At 64.6% G+C, this 21828-nt stretch carries 19 protein-coding genes; 15 read left to right on the top strand and 4 right to left on the bottom strand.

The window, feature by feature from the left end; translation table 11 throughout:
- Entirely contained in the window at positions 1-2229 is a 2229-nt protein-coding gene (locus CWO89_RS09065; RefSeq protein ID WP_130578286.1) for a CHASE2 domain-containing protein, read from the top strand.
- A 57-nt stretch (positions 2230-2286) separates the two neighbouring features.
- Here CWO89_RS09065 and CWO89_RS09060 read toward each other — a convergent pair whose 3' ends face one another.
- Entirely contained in the window at positions 2287-3894 is a 1608-nt protein-coding gene (locus tag CWO89_RS09060) for an ABC transporter substrate-binding protein (RefSeq protein ID WP_130578285.1), read from the bottom strand.
- A gap of 212 nt (positions 3895-4106) precedes the next feature.
- On the opposite strand from CWO89_RS09060, the gene CWO89_RS09055 reads away from it, so the two are divergent.
- From CWO89_RS09055 to CWO89_RS09015, 9 genes are all read left to right on the top strand, one after another.
- On the top strand, positions 4107-5762 hold the full coding sequence (locus CWO89_RS09055) for an ABC transporter substrate-binding protein (RefSeq protein WP_130578284.1): 1656 nt from the start codon (positions 4107-4109) through the stop codon (positions 5760-5762).
- Positions 5763-5961: 199 nt separating this feature from the next.
- Entirely contained in the window at positions 5962-6915 is a 954-nt protein-coding gene (locus CWO89_RS09050) for an ABC transporter permease (protein WP_130578283.1), read from the top strand.
- A gap of 4 nt (positions 6916-6919) precedes the next feature.
- Positions 6920-7807 (top strand): ABC transporter permease, encoded by an 888-nt coding sequence (locus CWO89_RS09045; protein WP_130578282.1) that lies wholly within the window; start codon positions 6920-6922, stop codon positions 7805-7807.
- A 3-nt stretch (positions 7808-7810) separates the two neighbouring features.
- On the top strand, positions 7811-8878 hold the full coding sequence (locus CWO89_RS09040; protein WP_165421064.1) for an ABC transporter ATP-binding protein: 1068 nt from the start codon (positions 7811-7813) through the stop codon (positions 8876-8878).
- Entirely contained in the window at positions 8875-9072 is a 198-nt protein-coding gene (locus CWO89_RS09035) for a hypothetical protein (RefSeq protein ID WP_130578281.1), read from the top strand. Before CWO89_RS09040 ends, CWO89_RS09035 begins: the two co-directional genes overlap by 4 nt.
- Complete coding sequence (locus CWO89_RS09030) at positions 9069-10481, top strand: amidase (RefSeq protein WP_130578280.1); 1413 nt, start codon at positions 9069-9071, stop codon at positions 10479-10481. The genes CWO89_RS09035 and CWO89_RS09030 overlap by 4 nt, the downstream gene beginning before the upstream one ends.
- The gene (locus CWO89_RS09025; protein WP_130578279.1) at positions 10478-11470 is read left to right on the top strand and encodes an ABC transporter ATP-binding protein; all 993 of its coding nucleotides are present in this window, start codon (positions 10478-10480) and stop codon (positions 11468-11470) included. Before CWO89_RS09030 ends, CWO89_RS09025 begins: the two co-directional genes overlap by 4 nt.
- Positions 11471-11703: 233 nt before the next feature.
- Positions 11704-13449 (top strand): type I secretion system permease/ATPase, encoded by a 1746-nt coding sequence (locus CWO89_RS09020; protein WP_130578278.1) that lies wholly within the window; start codon positions 11704-11706, stop codon positions 13447-13449.
- Complete coding sequence (locus CWO89_RS09015; protein ID WP_130578277.1) at positions 13446-14753, top strand: HlyD family type I secretion periplasmic adaptor subunit; 1308 nt, start codon at positions 13446-13448, stop codon at positions 14751-14753. The genes CWO89_RS09020 and CWO89_RS09015 overlap by 4 nt, the downstream gene beginning before the upstream one ends.
- Before the next feature lie 177 nt (positions 14754-14930).
- Here CWO89_RS09015 and CWO89_RS09010 read toward each other — a convergent pair whose 3' ends face one another.
- Positions 14931-15410, bottom strand: a complete 480-nt coding sequence (locus CWO89_RS09010; RefSeq protein WP_130578276.1) for a CinA family protein — start codon at positions 15408-15410, stop codon at positions 14931-14933.
- A gap of 158 nt (positions 15411-15568) precedes the next feature.
- Here CWO89_RS09010 and CWO89_RS09005 point away from each other — a divergent pair, with 158 nt between their 5' ends.
- The 3 genes from CWO89_RS09005 to CWO89_RS08995 are packed head-to-tail and all read left to right on the top strand — an operon-like array spanning position 15569 to position 18223.
- The gene (locus tag CWO89_RS09005; RefSeq protein WP_130578275.1) at positions 15569-16651 is read left to right on the top strand and encodes an amidohydrolase family protein; all 1083 of its coding nucleotides are present in this window, start codon (positions 15569-15571) and stop codon (positions 16649-16651) included.
- Positions 16648-17757 carry an amidohydrolase family protein gene (locus CWO89_RS09000; RefSeq protein ID WP_130578274.1) on the top strand — a complete coding sequence of 370 codons (1110 nt, stop codon included), beginning with the start codon at positions 16648-16650 and terminating at the stop codon, positions 17755-17757. The genes CWO89_RS09005 and CWO89_RS09000 overlap by 4 nt, the downstream gene beginning before the upstream one ends.
- 52 nt (positions 17758-17809) lie before the next feature.
- Positions 17810-18223: a Rieske (2Fe-2S) protein gene (locus tag CWO89_RS08995; protein WP_130578273.1), complete on the top strand. Its 414-nt coding sequence runs from the start codon at positions 17810-17812 to the stop codon at positions 18221-18223.
- A 116-nt stretch (positions 18224-18339) separates the two neighbouring features.
- On the opposite strand, the gene CWO89_RS08990 is transcribed toward CWO89_RS08995, so the two are convergent.
- The gene (locus CWO89_RS08990) at positions 18340-19650 is read right to left on the bottom strand and encodes an MFS transporter (protein ID WP_130578272.1); all 1311 of its coding nucleotides are present in this window, start codon (positions 19648-19650) and stop codon (positions 18340-18342) included.
- 122 nt (positions 19651-19772) lie between these two features.
- The gene (locus tag CWO89_RS08985; RefSeq protein WP_130578271.1) at positions 19773-20672 is read right to left on the bottom strand and encodes a transcriptional regulator GcvA; all 900 of its coding nucleotides are present in this window, start codon (positions 20670-20672) and stop codon (positions 19773-19775) included.
- 118 nt (positions 20673-20790) lie between these two features.
- Between CWO89_RS08985 and CWO89_RS08980 the strand changes: the two genes are divergently transcribed.
- Both CWO89_RS08980 and CWO89_RS08975 read left to right on the top strand, forming a co-directional pair.
- Positions 20791-21006, top strand: coding sequence for a DUF1127 domain-containing protein (locus tag CWO89_RS08980; RefSeq protein WP_130578270.1), 216 nt, complete (start codon positions 20791-20793; stop codon positions 21004-21006).
- A 66-nt stretch (positions 21007-21072) separates the two neighbouring features.
- Positions 21073-21693, top strand: coding sequence for a GNAT family N-acetyltransferase (locus CWO89_RS08975; protein WP_130578269.1), 621 nt, complete (start codon positions 21073-21075; stop codon positions 21691-21693).
- The last annotated feature ends 135 nt before the right edge of the window (positions 21694-21828 follow it).

Raw genomic sequence — 21828 nt, 5'->3', positions numbered from 1 at the left:
ATGAGACGGCTGAAGGCATTGCGAAGGTGGTTCAAGCGGCGCTTCGGCTATGCGCGGCTCGCCTGTCTTGCGATCCTGGTCGGTTTCGCCGCGCTCAGGGTGCTCGATCCGCCGGCGATCGAGGAGCTTCGGGTCAGGACGTTTGACGGTTTCCAGGTCATCGAGCCCCGGGTCAAGACGATCAGGCCGGTCACCATCGTCGATATCGACGAACAGAGCCTGTCGGAGCTCGGCCAGTTTCCCTGGCCGCGCACGCGGATCGCCGATCTCGTCACCAACCTGACCAAGCTTGGCGCGGTCGTGATCGCCTTCGACATCGTGTTTCCCGAGCCCGATCGGCTCAATCCGGATGCCGCCGCCGAGACCATTCGCAACCTGGATGAGGAGACCAAGGCCAAGCTGCGGGCGCTGCCGAGCAACGACCAGATCCTGGCGGAGGCGATGGGCAAGTCGCGCGTGGTGCTGGGCGCCTCCGGCCTGCCGTTCGTGGTCGCCGAATTCGACAAGTCGCTGCCGCTGACGCCGCTCGCCATGAAGGGGGAAGAGCCGCAGCCCTTCATGTTCGATTTCCCGGGCCTGCTGCGCAACGTCCCCGTGCTGGAAGGGGCCGCCGCCGGCCGCGGCCTGTTCACGATCAGGCCCGAGCGCGACGGCATCGTCCGCCGCGTGCCGATGATCATGCTGGCGCAAGGCGCCACCATGCCGTCGCTGAGTTTTGAGGTGCTGAGGGTCGCGACCGGCTCCGGCACCGTGCTGATCGATACCGACGAGGCCGGAATCAAGAGCCTCTCGCTCCGCGGCTTGCGGATTCCGACCGACCACAACGGCCAGCTCTGGGTGCACTTCGCCCAGGCTGACCCTTCGATCTACGTCTCGGCGGTCGACGTGCTGCACGGGCGGGTGCCGGCGGAGAGGATCCAGGGCAAGCTGGTCCTGATCGGCACCTCGTCGGTCGGGCTCAACGATATCAAGACCACGCCGGTCACGCCCGCGATGCCTGGCGTGGAGATCCACGCCCAGGTGCTGGAGAGCGCGCTGAGCGGAGCCAGCGTATCGCAGCCGAACTACGGCATCGCGTTCGAGTTCGCGACCGCGCTGGTGTTCGGCCTGCTCGTGATCGCAATCGCCCCGCTGTTCGGGCCGATCACGCTGGTCGGCTTAGGTGCGGTATTCGCGACCGCGCTGATCGGCACCTCCTGGTACTTCTACACGCAGCACCGCCTGCTGATCGATTTCACCTATCCGTTGATGTCGACCACGGCGATCTATCTCACGCTGATCTTCTCGAGCTTCGTCCGCGAGCAGCAGCAGCGGAAGCAGATTCGCGGCGCTTTCGCCCAGTACATGTCGCCCGCGCTGGTCGAACAGCTCGCGCAGTCGCCGGAGAAGCTCGTGCTCGGCGGCGAGGAGCGCGAAATGACCATCATGTTCTCCGACGTCCGCGGCTTCACCACGATCTCGGAATCCTACAAGCACGATCCGCAGGGACTGACCGCCCTGATGAACCGCTTCCTGACGCCGCTCACCAATGCGATCCTCGCCCGCAAGGGAACGATCGATAAATATATGGGCGATGCGATCATGGCGTTCTGGAACGCGCCGCTCGACGACAAGGCGCACGAGATCAACGCCTGCGAGGCGGCGATCGACATGCTCGAGCGCATCGACGAGCTCAACAAACTGCGCAAAGAAGAGGCGGACGCGGGCGGGCACGTCTATATCCCGCTCAATGTCGGCATCGGCCTCAACACCGGCGTCTGCGTGGTCGGCAATATGGGGTCCGACCTGCGCTTCGACTATTCGGTGCTCGGCGACAGCGTCAATCTCGCCTCGCGCCTCGAGGGGCAGTCCAAGGAATACGGTTTTCCCATCATCGTGGGGTCGAAGACTGCGCTCGCCGCAAAGGAGAAGTTCGCAATCCTCGAGCTCGACTTCATCATGGTCAAGGGCAAGAAGGAGCCGGAGGTGATCTACGCGATTGCCGGCCGCGAGGACATCGCGCAGTCCGGCCGCTTCCAGCGCCTGCGCAACCTCACGATCGAAATGCTGGCCTGCTACCGCGGCCGCGATTGGCAAGGTGCGCTAGCCGCCATCGAGCGGGGCCGCAAGACCGACGAGGGTCATGCGCTGGAACGGCTATACAATCTCTACGAAGCGCGCATCCGCCATTTCCTCGAGAACCCGCCCCCGGAAGATTGGAACGGCGCCTTCGCGCTGCTGACGAAGTGACCCGGTGATTTTGTAGGGTGGGCACGCTGCGCTTTGCCCACCCTACAATTCGTGTCGCTACTGCAGCCCGATCTGCGTCAGGTCCTGGAACCAGTGCTGCGCCTGCACGAAGGTCTTGACCTTGGGCGACAGCGCATGCGGGTTGGTGTCGTGCACTACCCACACCAGCACGGCATCGTCGACGATCAGTGCATGCGCCTGCGCCAGCAGTTCGTCCTGCTTGGTGGTGTCGAAGGTCTGCTTGGCCTCGTCGATCAGCGCATCGACCTTCGGGTTCTTGTAGCCGCCCCAGTTGACGCCGACAGGCGCGATCTGGCCGGAATGGAAGAAGCGGACGATCGCGTAGAGCGGGTCCGAGGTCACATAGGCGATGTTGTTGGCGGTGATGCCGGCGTTCATCTCGTCGGCCGCGCCCTTGCGCCAATGCGTATAGAGAGTTTCGAGCTCGACCACCTTGAAGTCGACGTCGATGCCGATCTCCTTGAAGCTCTGCTGCAGGAATTCGTTCATCGGCAGCGACAGCATCTGTCCGGTGCCGCCCTGGGCGATGATGAAGGTCGTCTTCAGCGGCTTCTCCTTGGAGTAGCCGGCCTCCTGCACCAGCTTCTTGGCGGCGGCGAGATCATATTTGATGTCGAAGGTCGGCTTGCCGAACCATGGGCTCGAGGGGTCCACCTGGCCCTTGGCAGGTTTTGCCAATCCATTCATCAGCCCGACTACGGCATCGCGATCGATCGCGAGGTTCAGCGCTTTGCGCAGGCGGATGTCGGTCCAGGGCGAGCCGGGCAGCACGTTCAGATGATAGTTCCAGACATGCGGGGTGACGTTGTCGACGATCTTCATGCCGGCGGCCTTGAGCTGCGGCACGGCGTCAGGCGCCGGCGTCTCGATCAGGTCGACCTGCCCTGCCAGCAGCGCGTTGGTGCGTGTCAATGCCTCCGGCATCGGGATCAGCACCATCTTGTCGACCTTGGGGAGGCGCTTCTTGTTCCAATAGTCCTCGTTCTTGGTGAGCTCGGCGAGTTCGCGCGGCACGAGCTTGGTCAGCTTGAACGGGCCGGTGCCGGAAGGCTGGCTTGCGAACTTGTCCCAGTCCTTGCCGAGCTTTTCATATTGCGCGGGGCTCGAGACCAGGAACCAGAGCATCTGGTAGGGGAAGAAGGAGTCGACCGTCTTGGTCGTGATCTCCACGGTGAAATCGTCGATCTTGGCGTAGCTCGCGACCGAGGGCAGGCGGGTCTTCACCTGCGCGCTCTGCCGCTTGTCGAATTGCGGTGCCTTGTCGTTCAGCACTTTGTCCAGATTCCAGATCACGGCATCGGCGTTGAAGTCGCTGCCGTCGTGGAACTTGACGCCCTTGCGCAGCGTGAAGCGCCACTTGGTCTTGTCCTTGTCGTCGACTTTCCATTCCGTGGCGAGGCCGGGCACCAGTTTGCCCGGCCGGTCGGCGACATCCATCTCCCAGGCGACGAGCGGATCGTAGATCGTATAGGCGGTGAATTGATAGGCACCTGCGCCGCGATCGGGCTGGCCGGTCGTGAGCGGGATATCCGCCATCGAGATTCCGTAGCGCACCACGGATTCGGCTTGCGCCGGCTTGCTGCTCCAGCCTGCGCCGATGGCAAGCGCCAAAGCAGCTACGAGAATCGAATATCGGGTGCGCATGTTACCAAAGCTCCGTTGACGTATTCCGAATACCGGATGCCAACCAAGCAAGCTTGATGCCAGAATAGGCACATCTTTCCGTCCCGCGGCACGGACTGAGAAGAATCGACGCATCCCGGGGCGATTTTCCGCAGAACTATTCCCCTTGGCACAGGCATTGCATACGATTGCCCAACAATTAATCACCCGAAGTTGAAGAAGGGACCTTTGCAATGCGTACTGAGAAAACCAAAGCGCTGGCGCTGGCGGCGGCGCTGGCGATTGCGCTGGCCGCCGTGCCGCGCGCAGCTGGCGCCGAAACGGTGCTGCGCATCGGCATGACTGCTGCCGATATTCCGCGCACGCTCGGGCAGCCCGATCAGGGCTTCGAAGGCAACCGCTTCACCGGGCTCACGATGTATGACGGGCTGACGATGTGGGACCTGTCGTCGGCCGACAAGGCGAGCGTCGTCATCCCCGGCCTTGCGACCGAGTGGAAGGTCGACGATGCCGACAAGAAGAAATGGATCTTCAAGCTGCGTCCCGGCGTCACCTTCCATGACGGCTCGCCGTTCAATGCCGACGCCGTTGTCTGGAATGTCGACAAGGTGCTCAAGCAGGATGCACCGCAGTTCGATCCGAGCCAGGTCGGCGTCACCGCCTCGCGCATGCCGACGCTGGCCTCGGCCCGCAAGATCGACGACATGACGGTTGAACTCACCACCAAGGAGCCGGACAGCTTCCTGCCGATCAACCTGACCAACCTGTTCATGGCGAGCCCGGCAAAGTGGCAGAAGTTCTATGACACTGCCGAAGGTGCCGATGCGAAGGCGAAATCGCAGGCCGCCTGGGCCGCCTTCGCCAGGGACGCCTCGGGCACCGGGCCGTGGAAGATGACGAAATTCACACCGCGCGAGCGGCTCGAGCTCGTCAAGAACGCTGCCTATTGGGACAAGGCGCGCGTTCCGAAGGTCGACAAGATGGTGCTGCTGCCGATGCCGGAAGCCAATGCGCGCACCGCGGCGCTGCTCTCCGGTCAGGTCGATTGGGTCGAGGCGCCGGCGCCAGACGCGCTGCCCGAGATCAAGCAGCGCGGCTTCGTGCTCTACAGCAATGAAGAGCCGCATGTCTGGCCCTGGCAGTTCTCCCGCATCGAGGGCTCGCCGTGGAACGACATTCGCGTCCGCAAGGCCGCCAATCTCTGCGTCGATCGCGAAGGTCTGCGCGACGGCCTGCTTGCCGGGTTGATGGTGCCGGCGACCGGCACGTTCGAACCGGGCCATCCCTGGCGCGGCAATCCGACCTTCCAGATCAAATACGACAAGCCTGCCGCGCAGAAGCTGATGCAGGAAGCGGGCTATGGTCCGAACAAGAAGTTGACGGTGAAGATCCAGACATCGGCGTCAGGTTCAGGCCAGATGCTGCCATTGCCGATGAATGAATATCTGCAGCAGGCGCTCGCCGAATGCTATTTCGACGTGCAGCTCGACGTGATCGAATGGAACACGCTGTTCACCAACTGGCGGCGCGGTGCCAAGGATCCGACCGCCAATGGCTCGAACGCGACCAACGTCACCTATGCGGCGATGGATCCGTTCTTCGCGCTGGTGCGCTTCCTGCAGTCGTCGATGGCGCCGCCGGTGTCGAACAATTGGGGCTATATCAACAACCCCAAATTCGATGAACTCGTGACCAAGGCCCGCCAGAGCTTCGATCCCGCCGCGCGCGACGCGGCGCTCGCCGAGCTGCATGCGGCCTCTGTCGATGACGCGGCGTTCCTTTACGTCGCCCACGACGTCGCGCCGCGCGCGATGAGCCCGAAGGTCAAGGGCTTCGTGCAGCCGAAGAGCTGGTTCGTGGACTTCTCGCCGGTCTCGATGACGCAATAGACGTAAGTTGCGCTGTTCACCCTCTCCCCTTGTGGGAGAGGGTGGCTTCGCGGAACGCGAAGCCGGGTGAGGGGTCTGCCTCCGCGGATAGAGGCCTCTCCTTAGCAGCATTAGCATCCGCGGATAGAACCCCTCATCCGGCGCGCATTTCATGCGCGCCACCTTCTCCCAAGGGGAGAAGGGAAGTAGAGAGTCGCTCGTGTTTGCCTATATCGCCAGACGCATCGTCTATGTGATCCCGATCGTCATCAGCGTCGCGCTGGTGTGTTTCCTGCTCGTGCATATCACGCCCGGCGATCCCCTGGTCGCGGTGCTGCCGGCCGACGCCTCGCAGGAGCTGGCGCAGCAATTGCGCACCGCCTATGGCTTCGACCGTCCGCTACCGGTGCAGTTCGGGCTGTGGCTGTGGCGCGCTGTGCACGGTGATCTCGGTAATTCCATCGCGACCGGCCGGCCCGTGCTGTCGGAGGTGATGCGCGCCGTAAGCAACACTGTGATGCTCGCGATCTTTGCCGCGATGATCGGCTTCACGCTCGGGCTATTGTTCGGGCTGATCGCCGGCTATTTCCGCGATAGCTGGATCGACAAGCTCGCGACTTCCTTTGCGATCGCCGGCGTCTCGGTGCCGCATTACTGGCTCGGCATGGTGCTGGTGATCATCTTCTCGGTGCAGCTCAACTGGCTGCCCGCGGTCGGCGCCGGTCCCGGCGGCTCCGGCGCCTGGGCATGGGATTGGGACCACTTGCGCTATCTGATCCTGCCTGCGGTCACGAGCTCGGTGATCCCGATGGGGATCGTCACCCGCACGGTGCGCGCGCTGACCGGCGATATCCTGTCGCAGGATTTCGTCGAGGCCTTGCGCGCCAAGGGCCTGCGCGAGACCAACGTGTTCCGCCACGTCATCAAGAACGCGGCCCCCACCGCGCTCGCGGTGATGGGATTGCAGCTCGGCTACATGCTCGGCGGCTCGATCCTGATCGAGACCGTGTTCTCCTGGCCGGGCTCGGGATTGCTGTTGAACTCCGCGATCTTCCAGCGCGACCTGCCGCTGTTGCAGGGCACGATCCTGGTGCTGGCGCTGTTCTTCGTGCTGCTCAACCTCCTGGTCGATATCACGCAGGCCGCGATCGACCCGCGGATCAAGCGAGGCTAGCGCGATGAGCACGATCACCGATCTCGCACTGCAAGCAGCCCCCGCGACGAAGGCGCGAGGCTATTGGGCTACCGTCGGCCGCCGCATCATGCGCGACAAAGTCAGCATGGCCTGCGCGCTCATCTTGATCCTGATCTTTGCGGCGGCACTGTTCGCGCCATGGCTCGGGCTCGCCGATCCCTACCAGGGCTCGATGATCCGCCGCCTGCGCCACATCGGTACATCAGGCTATCTGCTCGGCACCGACGAGCTCGGCCGCGATATGCTGTCGCGTCTCGTCTACGGCGGGCGGCTGTCGCTGATCATCGGCATCCTGCCGGTGATCTTGGCCTTCGTGATCGGCACCGGCCTCGGGCTGGTCGCGGGTTATGTCGGCGGCAAGCTCAACACCGCGATCATGCGCACCATCGACGTGTTCTACGCCTTCCCGTCGGTGCTCCTGGCGATCGCGATCTCCGGCGCGCTGGGCGCCGGCATCGTCAACTCCATCGTGTCGCTCACCGTCGTGTTCGTGCCGCAGATCACCCGCGTTGCCGAGAGCGTCACGACCGGCGTGCGCAACATGGATTTCGTCGAGGCCGCGCGCGCCTCCGGTGCGGGTCCGCTCACCATCATGCGCGTGCACATGCTCGGCAACGTGCTGGGCCCGATCTTCGTCTACGCCACCGGCCTGATCTCGGTGTCGATGATCCTCGCCGCGGGCCTGTCGTTCCTCGGCCTCGGCACCAAGCCGCCGGAGCCGGAATGGGGCCTGATGCTGAACACGCTGCGCACCGCGATCTACGTCAACCCCTGGGTCGCGGCGCTGCCGGGTGTGATGATCTTCGCAGTCTCGATCTGCTTCAACCTGTTGAGCGACGGCATGCGCAGCGCCATGGATATCCGGAACTGAGGCATGAGCGAGATGCATTCACACATCGACATGCTTGCCCCCGTGGAGGACGTCGGCGGCGCCGCGCAGCCGCTGCTTCAGGTGAACGGCCTGACCAAGCACTTCCCGGTGCGCGGCGAATTGTTCGGCGCGCGCAAGACCGTGCGGGCGGTCGACAATGTCTCCTTCACGATCGCCAAGGGCGAGACCGTCGGCATCGTCGGCGAGTCCGGCTGCGGCAAGTCGACCACCGCGCGGCTCCTGATGCACCTGATGAAGCGCGATTCCGGCGAAATCATCTATGACGGCATGCAGGTCGGCCGCGCATTGTCGCTACGCGAATTGCGCAGGGGCATGCAGATGGTGTTCCAGGACAGCTACGCCTCGCTCAATCCGCGCCTCACCATCGAGGAATCCATCGCCTTCGGCCCGAAGGTGCATGGCATGGCAGATAGCGCGGCGCGCGCGCTTGCGCGCGAACTGCTCGGCAAGGTGGGCCTGCGGCCGGAAAACTTCGCCAACCGCTATCCGCACGAAATCTCCGGCGGCCAGCGCCAGCGCGTCAACATCGCGCGTGCGTTGGCGCTGTCGCCTCGGCTGGTGATCCTGGATGAAGCCGTCTCCGCGCTCGACAAATCGGTCGAGGCGCAGGTGCTCAACCTGCTCGCGGACCTCAAGCGCGAGTTCGGGCTGACCTATCTCTTCATCAGCCACGACCTCAATGTCGTCCGCTACATCTCCGACCGCGTGCTCGTGATGTATCTCGGCGAAGTCGTCGAGTTCGGCCCGGTCGATAAAGTGTGGGATCAACCTGCGCATCCCTACACGCGCGCGCTGCTGGCGGCGATGCCGTCCTCCGATCCGGACAAGCGCACCGAGGTGCCGCCGATCTCGGGCGATCCGCCGAACCCGATCGATCCGCCGCCGGGCTGCCGGTTTCACACCCGCTGCCCGTTTGCGGAGCCGCTCTGCGCAAAAGCCACTCCACAACTGACCACGCTCGATAGTACGGGTCATCAGGCGGCGTGCTACATGGCTATTCCGGGCTCGGGGCATAGCCGCGCACCGGCAAGGGAGGAAGAGGCGGCATGACGAAACCCAGTCCGAAGGAAGCCATGGCGATGGCCGATGTCGCGGGCGTTCCCGTCGACGGCGAAGTCGCGGCGCGGATCTCCAATTCGATCAGCCCGGCCTTCGCCGGCTTCGCGCCGGTTGCCGGCACCTTGCCGTTCGATCTCGAGCCCGCAAGCTTCCTGCTCGCGCAGACCGCGAAGGTGTCGAAATGAGCAGCGAACTTGCCTTGATGTCGCTGACCGCAGTCACGAAAGCGATCGCCGAGAAGAAAGTCTCATCGCGCGAGGTGACGCGAGCCTTGCTGCACCGCATCGCGGAGTGGCAGCCCAAGCTCAACGCCTTCATGGCCATCGAGTCCGAACAGGCGCTCGCCGCCGCCGATGAAGCGGATGCGGAACTCGCGAAGGGCAGGAGCCGCGGCGTCCTCCACGGCGTGCCGCTCGCGCACAAGGATATGTATTACGAGGCCGGCAAGGTCGTGACCTGCGGCTCGCTGATCCGCCGCGACTTTGTCGCCAAGACCACGGCGACCGCGCTGCAGCGATTGAAGGATGCCGGAACCATCCGGCTCGGCTCGCTGCAGATGGTCGAGTTCGCCTATGGCCCGACCGGCCACAATGTGCATTACGGCCCGGTCCATAATCCCTGGAATGTCGACCACATCACCGGCGGCTCCTCCTCCGGCTCCGGCTCGGCGGTTGCCGCGCGATTGACCTTTGCGGCGCTGGGATCGGACACGGGCGGCTCGGTCCGCATGCCCGCGCATTTCTGCGGCGTCACCGGACTGAAGACGACCGTCGGCCGCGTCAGCCGCGCCGGCGCAATGCCGCTGTCGCAATCGCTCGACACCGTCGGCCCCCTGGCGCAGACCGCCGAGGATTGCGCGCTGCTGCTCGGCCTGATGGCAGGTAGCGACCCCGAGGATCCGACCGCCTCCACGCTGCCGGTGCCGGATTATCTCGAAGCCGCCAAGGGCTCGCTGAAAGGCCTCAAGATCGGCCTGCCGACTGCCTTCTATGTCGACGATCTTGATTCCGAGGTGGCGCGCATCCTCGACGAGACCATCGCCGTCCTCAAGCGCGAGGGCGCCGAGATCGTCAAGGTCGAGTTGCCCGACCAGCGCCAGCTCAGTTCGGCATCCCAGATCGTGCTTGCCGCCGAGGCGGCCGCCTTCCACAAGCGCTGGATGATCGAGCGTCCGCAGGATTACGGCCCGCAGGTGTTGATGCGGCTGCAGAACGGGCTCGCGGTTCCCGCCGTCAGCTATCTCGAGGCGATGCGCTGGCGCGGCCCGGCGCTTGCGGCCTACGATGCCGCGGTTGCCGGCTTGGATGCGGTGATTGCCCCGGCAGCGCCGGTGCCTGCGCCGACGATCGCCGAGAGCGATGTCGGCAATGGCCCTGGCGCCGAGGCGGTGATCCAGCGGCTGACGCGCTTCACCCGCCCGGTCAACTATCTCGGCCTGCCGTCGCTGGCGATCCCCTCGGGCTTCACCCGCACGGGGCTCCCGGTCGGCATGCAACTGATCGGCCGCTCCTTCGAGGAAGCCACGCTGCTCCGCATCGGCGCGGCGTTCCAGCGGGCCACCGATTTCCACGCCAAGGTGCCGAAGCTCGCATGACCAATCTTGTCGAAGTCCGGGATCTCAACATCCGCTTCACCGGCGAACGCACGGTGCACGCCGTCAATGATCTGAGCCTCTCGCTCGGTGAGGGCGAGGTGCTCGGCCTGCTCGGCGAATCCGGCTCCGGCAAGAGCGTCACGCTGCGCGCGTTGATGCGGCTGTTGCCGAAGAAGCGGACGCAGATCTCGGGCAGCGTCAAGGTGCTGGGACAGGACGTGCTGGCGATGGACGACGAGGCGCTGTCGAATTTTCGCGGCCAGACCGTCTCGATGATCTTCCAGGAGCCGGCGCTCGCGCTTGATCCGGTCTACACCATCGGCCGCCAGATCGCGGAAACCGTGATGCGGCATGAGGGCAAGAGCGAGCGCGAGGCGACGGCGCGTGCGCTCGAGATGCTGGAGGTGGTGCGCATTCCCTCCGCCAAGCGCCGGCTCGAATCCTATCCGCACGAGATGTCAGGCGGCATGCGCCAGCGCGCGATGATTGCGCTTGCGCTCGCCTGCAAGCCGAAGATCCTGCTCGCGGACGAGCCGACCACCGCGCTCGATGCCACCGTGCAGATCCAGATCCTGCTCCTGCTGCGCGAGTTACAGCGCGAATTCGGCATGTCCGTGATCTTCGTGACCCACGACATCGGGGTCGCGATCGAGATCTGCGACCGCGTCGCCGTCATGTATGCCGGGCAGATCGTCGAGCAGGGCAGTCTCCGTGGCATCGTGCGTTCTCCGGTCCATCCCTACGCCAAGGGCCTGCTGGCCTCGACCATCCATGGCGCCAAGCGCGGGGAGCGGCTGGAGACGATCCCGGGCACGCCCCCCTCGCTCGACCGTGCGCCGACCAGTTGCTCCTTCGCGCCGCGCTGCAGCCAGGCGCAGCCGCGCTGCTCCGAGCAGTTGCCGCCCGCCGTGCAGGTCACGCCGGACCGCATCGCGCGGTGCGTGCTGGCCGAAGTGTCTCTCCGTAGCCCGGGTGAAGCGCTAGCGTAACCCGGGGACCACTCGCCAACGCCGACGCAGTTGTCCCGGTTTCGCGTTCCGCTCCACCCGGGCTACGAAGTCGGCGGCCGTCATTAACCTTCCTGGACCTGAGGTTGCGCAGTGCGGAACTGCGCCGAAATTAACGCAACCAGAATGCGGCTGCCGCGACATAAATAGACGCTGGCCACAAACATCGGTAAAACGTGGTCAATACTTGACCTTTTTTGCAGAGATAAGCATTCATGGCAGCCGCTCCCGGCGTCCGGCGTTCCGAACTCGGCGATGCGCTGCGCGCCTGCCGCGCCGCCTTCATCGGCGTCGGCCTGATGAGCTGCGTGATCAACGTCCTGTATCTGACCGGCTCGATCTTCATGCTGGAGGTCTACGACCGCGTGCTGCCGAGCCGCAGCGTGCCGACCCTGGTCGGCCTGGTCGTGCTCGCCGCCGGCCTCTACATCGCCCAGGGCGTGCTTGATCTCCTGCGCGGACGGATCCTCGGGCGGATCGGCACCTCGCTGGACGAGGCGATCAATGCCCGTGTGTTCGACACCATCGTGCGCCTGCCGCTGCTGATGGGCAATCGCACCGAAGGCCTGCAGCCATTGCGCGATCTCGACAACGTCAGGTCGTTCCTCGGCAGCCAGGGGCCGGGCGCGTTCTTCGACCTGCCATGGCTGCCGCTCTATATGGCGATCTGCTTCGCCTTCCACTGGCTGCTCGGCGTCACCGCGCTGGTCGGCGCGATCATCCTGATCACGCTGACGCTGATCACCGAATTCATGTCGCGCAGCCCCGCCAAGGAGGCCATGACGCTCGCCGCCCGTCGCAACGATCTCGCGGCGGCGAGCCGCCGCAACGCCGAAGTGCTGGTTGCGATGGGCATGTCCGGCCGGCTGCAGCGGCGCTGGAGCGAGGCCAATGAGAATTATCTCGCGGGCAACCAGCGCGCGAGCGACGTTGCCGGCGGGCTCGGCGCGGTCGCCAAGGTGCTGCGGATGATGCTGCAGTCCGCGGTGCTCGCGGTCGGCGCCTATCTCGTCATCTTCCAGGAGGCGACCGGCGGCATCATCATCGCGGGTTCCATCCTCAGCGCCCGCGCACTGGCGCCGATCGATCTCGCGATCGCGCATTGGAAGGGGTTTGTCGCTGCGCGGCAGAGCTGGCATCGGCTCAGCCGGCTGCTGCAGCAGATGCCGCCGGCCGGCACTCAGACCGTGCTGCAGGCGCCGACCAAGCGGCTGTCGGTCGAGGCCGTCTCGCTTGCGGCACCGGGCGACCAGCGGGTGATCGTGGCCGACGTGGCGTTCGTGCTCGAAGCCGGCAGCGGCGTCGGCATCATCGGTCCCAGCGGCTCAGGCAAGTCATCGCTGGTGCGCGCGCTGGTCGGCGTCTGGATGCCGTTCCGCGGCAAGGTGCGGCTCGACGGCGCCGCGCTCGACCAATGGTCGCCGGACGTGCTCGGCCGCTATGTCGGCTATCTGCCGCAGGACGTCGAACTGTTCGCGGGCACGGTGGCGCAGAATATCTCTCGCTTCGACGCGGGCGCGAAGTCGGACGATATCATCGCCGCCGCCAAGGAAGCCGGCGTGCACGAGATGATCATCAAGATGCGCGAGGGCTACGACACGCAGGTCGGCGAGCAGGGCACGGCGCTGTCGGCCGGCCAGGCGCAGCGGATAGCGCTGGCGCGCGCGCTCTATGGCGATCCGTTCCTGATCGTGCTGGACGAGCCGAATTCCAATCTCGATAGCGAAGGCGACGAGGCGCTGACGCGGGCGGTGCGCTCGGCGCGCGAGCGCGGCGCCATTGTGGTGGTGGTGGCGCATCGGCCGATCGGGATCGAGGGCGTCGACCAGATCCTGGTGCTGAAGGAAGGCCGCATACAGGCCTTCGGCCCAAAGGAAACCGTGCTGGCGCAGGTGCTGCAGCCGCGCGTCGCCCCGGCGCCGCCGATCAAGATCGTCTCCGATGCGGGAGCCAAATCATGAGCGAAGAATCGCGCAGGGCGCAGCGCTCGATCCGGCTGCATCTGGTCGTTGGCCTCGTCGTCGTGCTGGTGGTGGCCGGCGGCTTCGGCGGCTGGGCTTCCACCGTGCCGATCTCGGGCGCCTTGATCGCGCCGGGCTCGGTGGTGGTCGATTCCAACGTCAAGAAGGTGCAGCACCCGACCGGCGGCGTGGTCGGCGAGGTGCGCGTGCGCGACGGCGACCTCGTCAAGACCGGCGACATCGTGGTGCGGCTGGACGAGACGGTGGTGAAGGCGAGCCTTGCGATCGTGGTCAAGACGCTCAACGGGCTCTATGCGCGCGCGGCGCGCCTTGAGGCCGAGCAGCAGGGACGCGACAGGATCGTCTTTCCGAAGGTCTTGGCCGACCGCGCCGAGGATCCCGACGTCCGCGACGTCCTGGCGAGCGAAACCAAGCTGTTCGAGGTCCGCGTCAACGGCCGCATCGGCCAGAGGGCGCAACTGCGCGAGCGCGTTACCCAGCTCAAGGAGGAGATCGAGGGCCTGAGGGCGCAGGAGGTCGCCAAGGACAAGGAGATCGAGCTGGTGCAGCAGGAGCTCGTCGGCGTCCGCCAGCTCTATGACCAGCGTCTGGTACAGCTCACGCGCCTGAACACGCTCGAGCGCGACGCTGCGCGGCTCGCCGGCGAACGGGCGCAATACATCGCTGCCCGCGCGCAGGCCAAGGGCAAGATCACCGAGACCGAGCTGCAGATCATCCAGGTCGACAAGGACATGCTGGCCGAGGTTTCCAAGGATCTGCGCGAGACCAACGACAAGATCGGCGAATTCGTCGAGCGCAAGGTGACTGCCGAAGACCAGCTTCGCCGCATCGACATCCGGGCGCCGCAGGACGGCATGGTGCTGCAGTCGACGGTGCACACCGTCGGCGGCGTGATCACCGCGGGCGATGCCATCATGATGATCGTGCCGCAGGCCGACGCTCTTTCGGTGGAGGCCAAGGTCAATCCGCAGGATATCGACAAGCTGCAGATCGGCCAGAAGACGCTCTTGCGCCTGTCGGCCTTCAACCAGCGCACCACGCCGGAGATCAGCGGCGTCGTCACCCGTGTCTCGGCCGACGTCACCACCGACCAGCGCACCGGGCAGAGCTTCTACACCATCCGCGTCTCGATGCCGCCGGACGAGATCAAGCGCCTCGGCGACGTCAAGGTTATCCCGGGCATGCCGGTCGAAGCCTTCGTCCAGACCGGCGACCGCACCATGCTGTCCTATCTGATGAAGCCCCTGAGCGACCAGTTCATGCGCTCGTTCCGGGAGAAGTGAGTCTTGTCGTCCCGGGCTTAAGACGACGACGAGGAACTGCCGTGCCTCCTCTCCGTCATTGCGAGCGGAGCGAAGCAATCCATGCCTCCGCAAGCGGTGACATGGATTGCTTCGTCGCTATCGCTCCTCGCAATGACGGGAACACTTCACGTCGTCGCGCCCGCGTTCGGGCGACAGCTAGCGTAAATTCTCCAGCAGCAAATTCAGCGCTGTCTTCGCGAACGCCTGCATGTTTGCTTGCCGGTCGCTGCTGCCGGTCTCGAGCGTGATCACGGCTTCCAGAGGTCCCGCCAGCGCCATGCAGCTATGGCCCGCCGCGTCGCCGTAGCGGTTGCCGGTGGGGCCCGCCGCGCCGGTTTCGGACAGACCCCAGTCGGTCGCAAGGCGCGCGCGGATCTGGCTCGCGAGCAGCTTTGCGTAAGGTTCCGACGCGGAGCGGATGCCCTTCATCGTCTCGTTGGGAATGTCCATCAGCACGCGCCGTGCATCGCGGGTGTAGATCACGCCGCCGCCGATGAAATAGGCGGATGCGCCGGGCACGGCGAGCAGCGCCGCCGAGATCAGGCCACCGGTCGAGGATTCCGCCACTGCAATCGTCTGCTTCCGCTCGATTAGCCTCGCTGCAATCTTTTCCGCAATGGACACCAGTTCGTTCATCGGCCGCCTCTCTTGTTGTTTGCCATGAAAATTCTCCGGGGCGTCCTGCCTTCCTAGCACATCACTTCGGCTCCTGCCGAGTTGCGGGCTAGTGGCAGGCCTGCTTGAATGCAGAGCAATCAACGGGCGCGGCGCACGCGCTTAAACGAGGAAACGTCATGACGTCGCCGATCGGGGGTGGCGTGGATTGCGATCTGCATCCCGCCGTGCCCCATCTGACCAGCCTGTTGCCGTACATGAACGACTACTGGCGCGACCAGGTGACGACGCGTGGCATGACGGATCTGCTGTCGCAATCCTATCCGGTCAATTCACCGATCTCGGCGCGGCCGGATTGGCGGCCGGCGCAGGGCAAGCCCGGCTCCAATCTTGCCGACATGCAGCGCCAGGCGCTCGACAAGTTCGGTGTCGCCTATGGCATCTGCAATCCTCTCTATGGTGTGCAGATGGTGTTCAGTGAGGACATGGCTGATACGTTCTGCCGCGCGCTGAACGACTGGCTCGCCAGGGAATGGCTCGACAAGGACGATCGGCTGCGCGGCTCGATCGTGATCCCCGTGCAGAGCATCGAGAAATCCGTGAGGGAGATCGAACGCTGCGGGCAAGATCCGCGCTTCGTCCAGGTGCTGATGCTTGTTATGGGCGACATGCCCTTGGGCAAGCGGCACTATTGGCCGATCTATGCCGCGGCGGAGCGCCTGGGCTTGCCGATCGGCGTGCACGCCGGCAGCGCCTATCACAACCCGCCGACCTCGGTGGGCTGGGGTTCCTATCACATCGAGGATTATGTCGCGCAGGCGCAGGCGTTCCAGACGCAATTGACCAGCCTGATCGTCGAGGGTGTGTTCGCCCGCCATCCGAACCTGAAAATGGTGATGCTGGAAAGCGGCTTCACCTGGCTGCCGCCCTATCTCTGGCGCCTGCACAAGTTCTGGCGCGGCGTCCGCATGGAGACGCCGTGGGTCGATCGCGCGCCGCTGGAGATTGTGCGCAGCAACATCCGCTTCTCGCTGCAGCCGGTCGATGCGCCGCCGGAAGGCGAGACGCTGAACCGATTGTTCGACCATATGCAGTCGGACGAATTGCTCCTATTCTCGACCGACTATCCGCACTGGCAATTCGACGGCGACGAGGTGCTGCCGAAGGGGATTTCGCCCGACCTGGTCCGCAAGATCATGATCGACAATCCGCTCGCGACTTATAGCCGGTTGAAGCTACCTGTGAAGGAGACGACGCCATGAACGTCCAGATTCGTGAACGTCCCGATGCGGCATCGTCCACCAGCATCAAGACCGCGATCGCCGATTGCGACATCCATCCGGCGCGCGCTACCCAAACTGAGCTCTATCCATTCCTCGCCGAACGCTGGCACGCACATCTCGAAACCTTCGGTGTGCATCCCTATCAGGGCATAATGGGTGGCCCGCCCTATCCCAAGGCGCAGCCGAATGCGTCGCGCCGCGACGCCTATCCGCCGGAAGGCGGGCCGCAGGGCTCCTCGCTCTCCTTCATGCAGCAGCAGCATCTCGATCCGAACAATGTCGCGCTCGGCGTGCTCAACCCGCTCAACACCGGGCAGGGCATCCGCAATCAGGATCTGGCGGCGGCGATCTGTTCCGCGATCAACGACTGGCAGATCGAGAAATGGACCAGCAAGGACGCGCGCCTCAAGGGTTCTGTCGTCGTCGCCAATGAGGACGGGCAGGCCGCGGCCGCGGAAATCCGCAGGCGCGCCGGCGATGCGAACTTCGTGCAGGTGCTGCTGCTGAGCCGCAATGTCGAGCCGCTCGGCCAGCGCCGCTATTGGCCGATCTATGAGGCCGCGGAGGAAGCCGGGCTTCCGGTCGGCGTCCATGCCTTCGGCTTCGGCGGCAATCCCATCACCGCCTCCGGCTGGCCGAGCTTCTACATCGAGGAGATGGTCGGCCACTCGCAATGCCAGCAGACCGCGCTGGCGAGCCTCGTGCTCGAAGGCGTGTTCGAGCGTTTTTCGAAACTGAAGATGGTGATGGTCGAGGCCGGCTTCGGCTGGGCGCCGTCGCTGGCCTGGCGGCTCGACAAGGTGTTCGAGCGGCTCCATGCCGAGGTGCCGCATCTGAGGCGCAAGCCGTCGGACTATATCCGCGACCATATCTGGTGGACCACGCAGCCGATGGAGGATCCTGATAGCCGCGAGCATCTGTTCCATATCATCGAGTGGATCGGCTGGGACAGGCTGTTGTTCGCGACCGACTACCCGCATTGGGACTATGACGAGCCCTCGCGCGTGCTGCCGGCCGGCGTCAGCGACGCCAACAAGCAGGCGTTCTATCTCGACAATGCGCGCAAGCTGTACGGGCTCGCATGATCCGGAAAAGTGGGAACCGGTTTTCCGAAAAGATCATGCGCGAGAATCGCTGATGGTCAGGCATGTGGTTGCCCCGGTGAATGAACTGCCGCCGGGCACACGGAAGTTCATGGAGATCGACGGCCGGCCCATCGCGGTCTTCAACGTCAAGGGCGAGTTCTTCGGCCTCTTGAACCGCTGCCCGCATCAGGGCGCTTCGCTGTGCGAGGGACCGTTGATCGGGCTCGCGCAATCGTCCGATCCGGGCGAGATCGAGTACACGAAACTCGGCGAGATCATCCGTTGTCCCTGGCACGGATGGGAATTCGACATCCGCACCGGCCAGTCCTACTGCGACCCCAAGCGCTTCCGCGCGCGGGCCTATCCGGTCAATGTCGAGCCGGGCACGAACGTGGTGAAGGGTCCGTATGTCGCGGAGACTATCGCGGTGTCCGTGGAAAGCGACTACGTCGTGGTGGATTTGTAGTGGAGTTGTAGGGTGGGCAAAGCGAAGCGTGCCCACCATTTCATGCTGTGCTCGCGATGGTGGGCACGCTGCGCTTTGCCCACCCTACGGCTTCGCGCTCCCCGGTAATTGCTCCGTCAGGCGGCAACCGCTTCGCGCGCCTCGACTCGCTCGCCGCCACGATAGACCGTCAAGGTCGCGATGATGCCGAGCGTTGCCGCGAGCATCAGCCAGAAGCCCGGCGATGCCTTGTCGCCGGTGTGGTCGATCAGCCAGGTCGACGCAAATGGCGTGAACGTGCCGAACAGCGCCGCCGCCAGTGCAAAGGCGAGCGAGAAGCAGGTGGTGCGCACATGCGCCGGCACGATCTCGACCAGGCAGCCGAGCATGGTGCCGCTGTAGACGCCGAAATAGAACGAGAACATCATCTCGACCGCCAGCATCTTGCCGAAGGTCGGCGCGGCAACCAGCCAGTGCAGTGCAGGATAGGCCGTGATCAAGGAAAGCCCGGCGATCGTCAGCAGCACCGGCTTGCGGCCGAGCCGATCGGAGACCGCGCCGCCGACCGGGTTCCAGATGAAATTGGTCACTGCCACCAGCAGCGTCACCAGCAGTGCGTCATGCGTCGACAGTTTCAGCACGTTCTTGCCGAAGGTCGGCGTGTAGACGGTGACGAAGTAGAAGGTCGTGGTGGTCAGGATCGCGATCATCATGCCGAGGATCACGATGCGCCAGTTCGCGAGCGCGGACGCGAACACTTCGGACGCGGACGGATGCCGCTTCATGGCGAGGAACGCCGGCGTCTCCTCCAGCGTCCGCCGCAGCACGAAGATGAAGGGGATGATCAGGCAGCCGATGAAGAACGGGATGCGCCAGCCCCAGGCCGACACCGTCGCCGGCGAGATCATCTCGCTCAGGACATAGCCGACGATCGCGGCGACGAAGATCGCGACCTGCTGGCTCGCCGACTGGAACGAGGTGTAGAAGCCGCGGTTGCCGGGCGTTGCGATCTCCGACAGATAGACCGAGACGCCGCCAAGCTCGACGCCGGCGGAAAAGCCCTGCAGCAGCCGGCCGATCAGCACGATGACGGGCGCGGCAATGCCGATCGTCGAATAGCTCGGGCAGATCGCGATGACCACCGTGCCCACAGCCATGATCGCGAGCGTGACGATCAAGCCCTTGCGGCGTCCGATGCGGTCGATATAGGCCCCCAGCACGATCGCGCCGACCGGGCGCATCAGCGCGCCCAGCCAGAACACGCCGAACGTGTTGAGCAGCGAGGCGGTCTCGTTGTCGGAGGGGAAGAACGCCTTGCCGATCGCGCTCGCATAGAAGCCGAACAGGAAGAAATCGAACTGCTCGAGGAAATTGCCGCTGGTCGCGCGCAGGATGGCGCCGATGCGCGATTTGATCTGCGGTATCTCTGCCGTGCTCGTTGGCGCCATGCGCGTCTTCTCCCCGTGCTGCGACGAAAAGCCTCGTCTGCGCGGCAATTTGGCACAGCTATGCGGTGCGACCAACCCGCAAACGCGCCGGTCACCGGGAAATCTGCAGGTTTTTCAGGTCTTCAGGGCTTGCTTTGGGCCGATGCCACCATCCACTGCCGGAATGCGGCAAGCTTCGGCGAATCAGCCCGCGCCTGCGGCGAGACCAGATAGAAGCCGGCATCGGCGGGGAGCGTGATCTTGAAGGGGACCACCAGCCGCCCCTTGGCGATGTCGTCCTGCACATAGGATGTCCGGCCCATGGCGACGCCGATGCCGTCGATCGCGGCCTGGATGGTCATGAAGATCAGGTCGAAGGTGATGCCCGGCTGCTTTGAGAGGTCGGCCGGCAGCCCGGCCGCCGTCAGCCACAGCCGCCAGTCGTCACTGTTGGCGTTGCTGGTGTGCAGGAGCACGTGGCCGCGGAGGTCTTCAGGGCATTTCAGCGGCTTCTCACCGTTGAGCAAGGACGGGCTGCAGACTGGAAACAGCTCGTCCGCCATCAGCCAGTCGGCGCGCAATCCCTGCCATTGACCGCGGCCGTAGCGGATCGCGGCGTCGACATTGTCGCGCTGGAAGTCGACCAGGCTGGTCGAGGTGGTGATGCGGACGTCAACGCCGGGATGCGCCTCCTGGAATGTGGAAAGCCGCGGCAGCAGCCATTTCGCGGCGAGCGAGGCCAGCGTCGACACTGTCAGCACGTGGTCGTCCTCGCGCCGCAGCAGCCGGTCGGTGGCAAGCTTCAGGTCGTTGAAGGCGGCGCGGACGCCCGGGAGATATTCGGCCGCCTTCGGCGTCAGCGTCAGCGCCCGGTTCTGCCGCACGAACAGCCGGACGCCCAGCTCCTGCTCGAGCCGCTTGATCTGATGGCTGATCGCGGTCTGCGTCACGTTCAGCTCGGCGGCCGCCTGGGTGAAGCTCAGGTGCCGCGCCGCGGCCTCGAAGGCCCGCAAACCGTTCAGCGAAGGCAGCCTCGCGGTCATCTCCTGCATCCGTCCTGATATATGACTTTATCTCATGTGAAGCGGGACAAAGTGTCGTTTGTGCAAGGCAGAAATAGCGCCGATATTTCGTGTGAGAGATTAGCCATAGGAGCTGAGCATGTCCACTTGCACCCATGAATCGATGATAAATCATCATGGACAGGGCCTGTTCGCAAAGGCCTTCACCCAATTAAGCGAGACCCTCCACGTCTGGCATCAGCGCTACGAGACGCGCCGCGAGTTGGCCCAGTGGTCCGAGCGCGATCTCCACGACATCGGCAAGTCCTGGAGCGACGTCGCCCACGAAGCCGAAAAACCCTTCTGGCGGGCATGAGATGACGCCAATGCTGGCGTCGCCGCCGAAGCGGGGCGCCAGCCAATTTCTTTCGGAGAGCGTGTCATGACCACCCTGCGTCTCGACGATCTCAAGCAGTATTCCGACGTGCTGCGTTCGCGCAGCGGCGACAAGATCACCGTGCGTTTCGTCGAGCCGCGCGATGCGGAGGAGTTGCAGAATTACTTCCGCTCGCTCTCGACCCGCTCCCGTTACAACCGTTTCTTTGGCGCCATGCGCGAACTGCCGAAGAACGTGCTGGAAAATTTCGTGCATGTCGGCGAGCGCGAGCAGTTCAGCGTGGTCGCCACCGGGATGGTTGACGGCTTCGAAGTCATCGTCGGCGAAGCGCGCTATGCCTTCCATGCGGAGGATGCGAGCATCGAGTTCGGCGTCTCGATCGACGACCGCTGGCAGGGCCAGGGCATCGGCCGGGCGCTCCTGAAGAATCTCGAATGCCGCGCCGCTGCGCTCGGTGCGGTGCGCCTGTTCGGCGACACCTTGCGTTCCAACGACGCCATGATCGGGCTGGCGAAAAAGGCAGGTTACGCCTTCACCAACAGCCCCGGCGACTGGAAGCTGGTGCGCTTTGCGAAACACATCGCTATCGAACCGCGGGATATCCCATGTGCCAGTTGGCGGCTCGCTGCCGCCGACAAGGCCGCTTTCTCCTCGCTTGCGGTTTGATCACTGGCCCGGTTCTGGCCGCCCCAGAACCGGGCTTTTTTCTTTTTGTTGCTTACGAGGCTGCCCGCCATCACTCTAGTGTCGTCCCGGGCTTGCGCGCCGCGGCGAAGCCTTTGGCGTAGCCGGGACCCGGGA

The sequence above is a fragment of the Bradyrhizobium sp. Leo170 genome, assembly GCF_004296405.1.
Lineage (GTDB): Bacteria > Pseudomonadota > Alphaproteobacteria > Rhizobiales > Xanthobacteraceae > Bradyrhizobium.
This window is presented reverse-complemented; position numbering and strand designations above follow the sequence as displayed.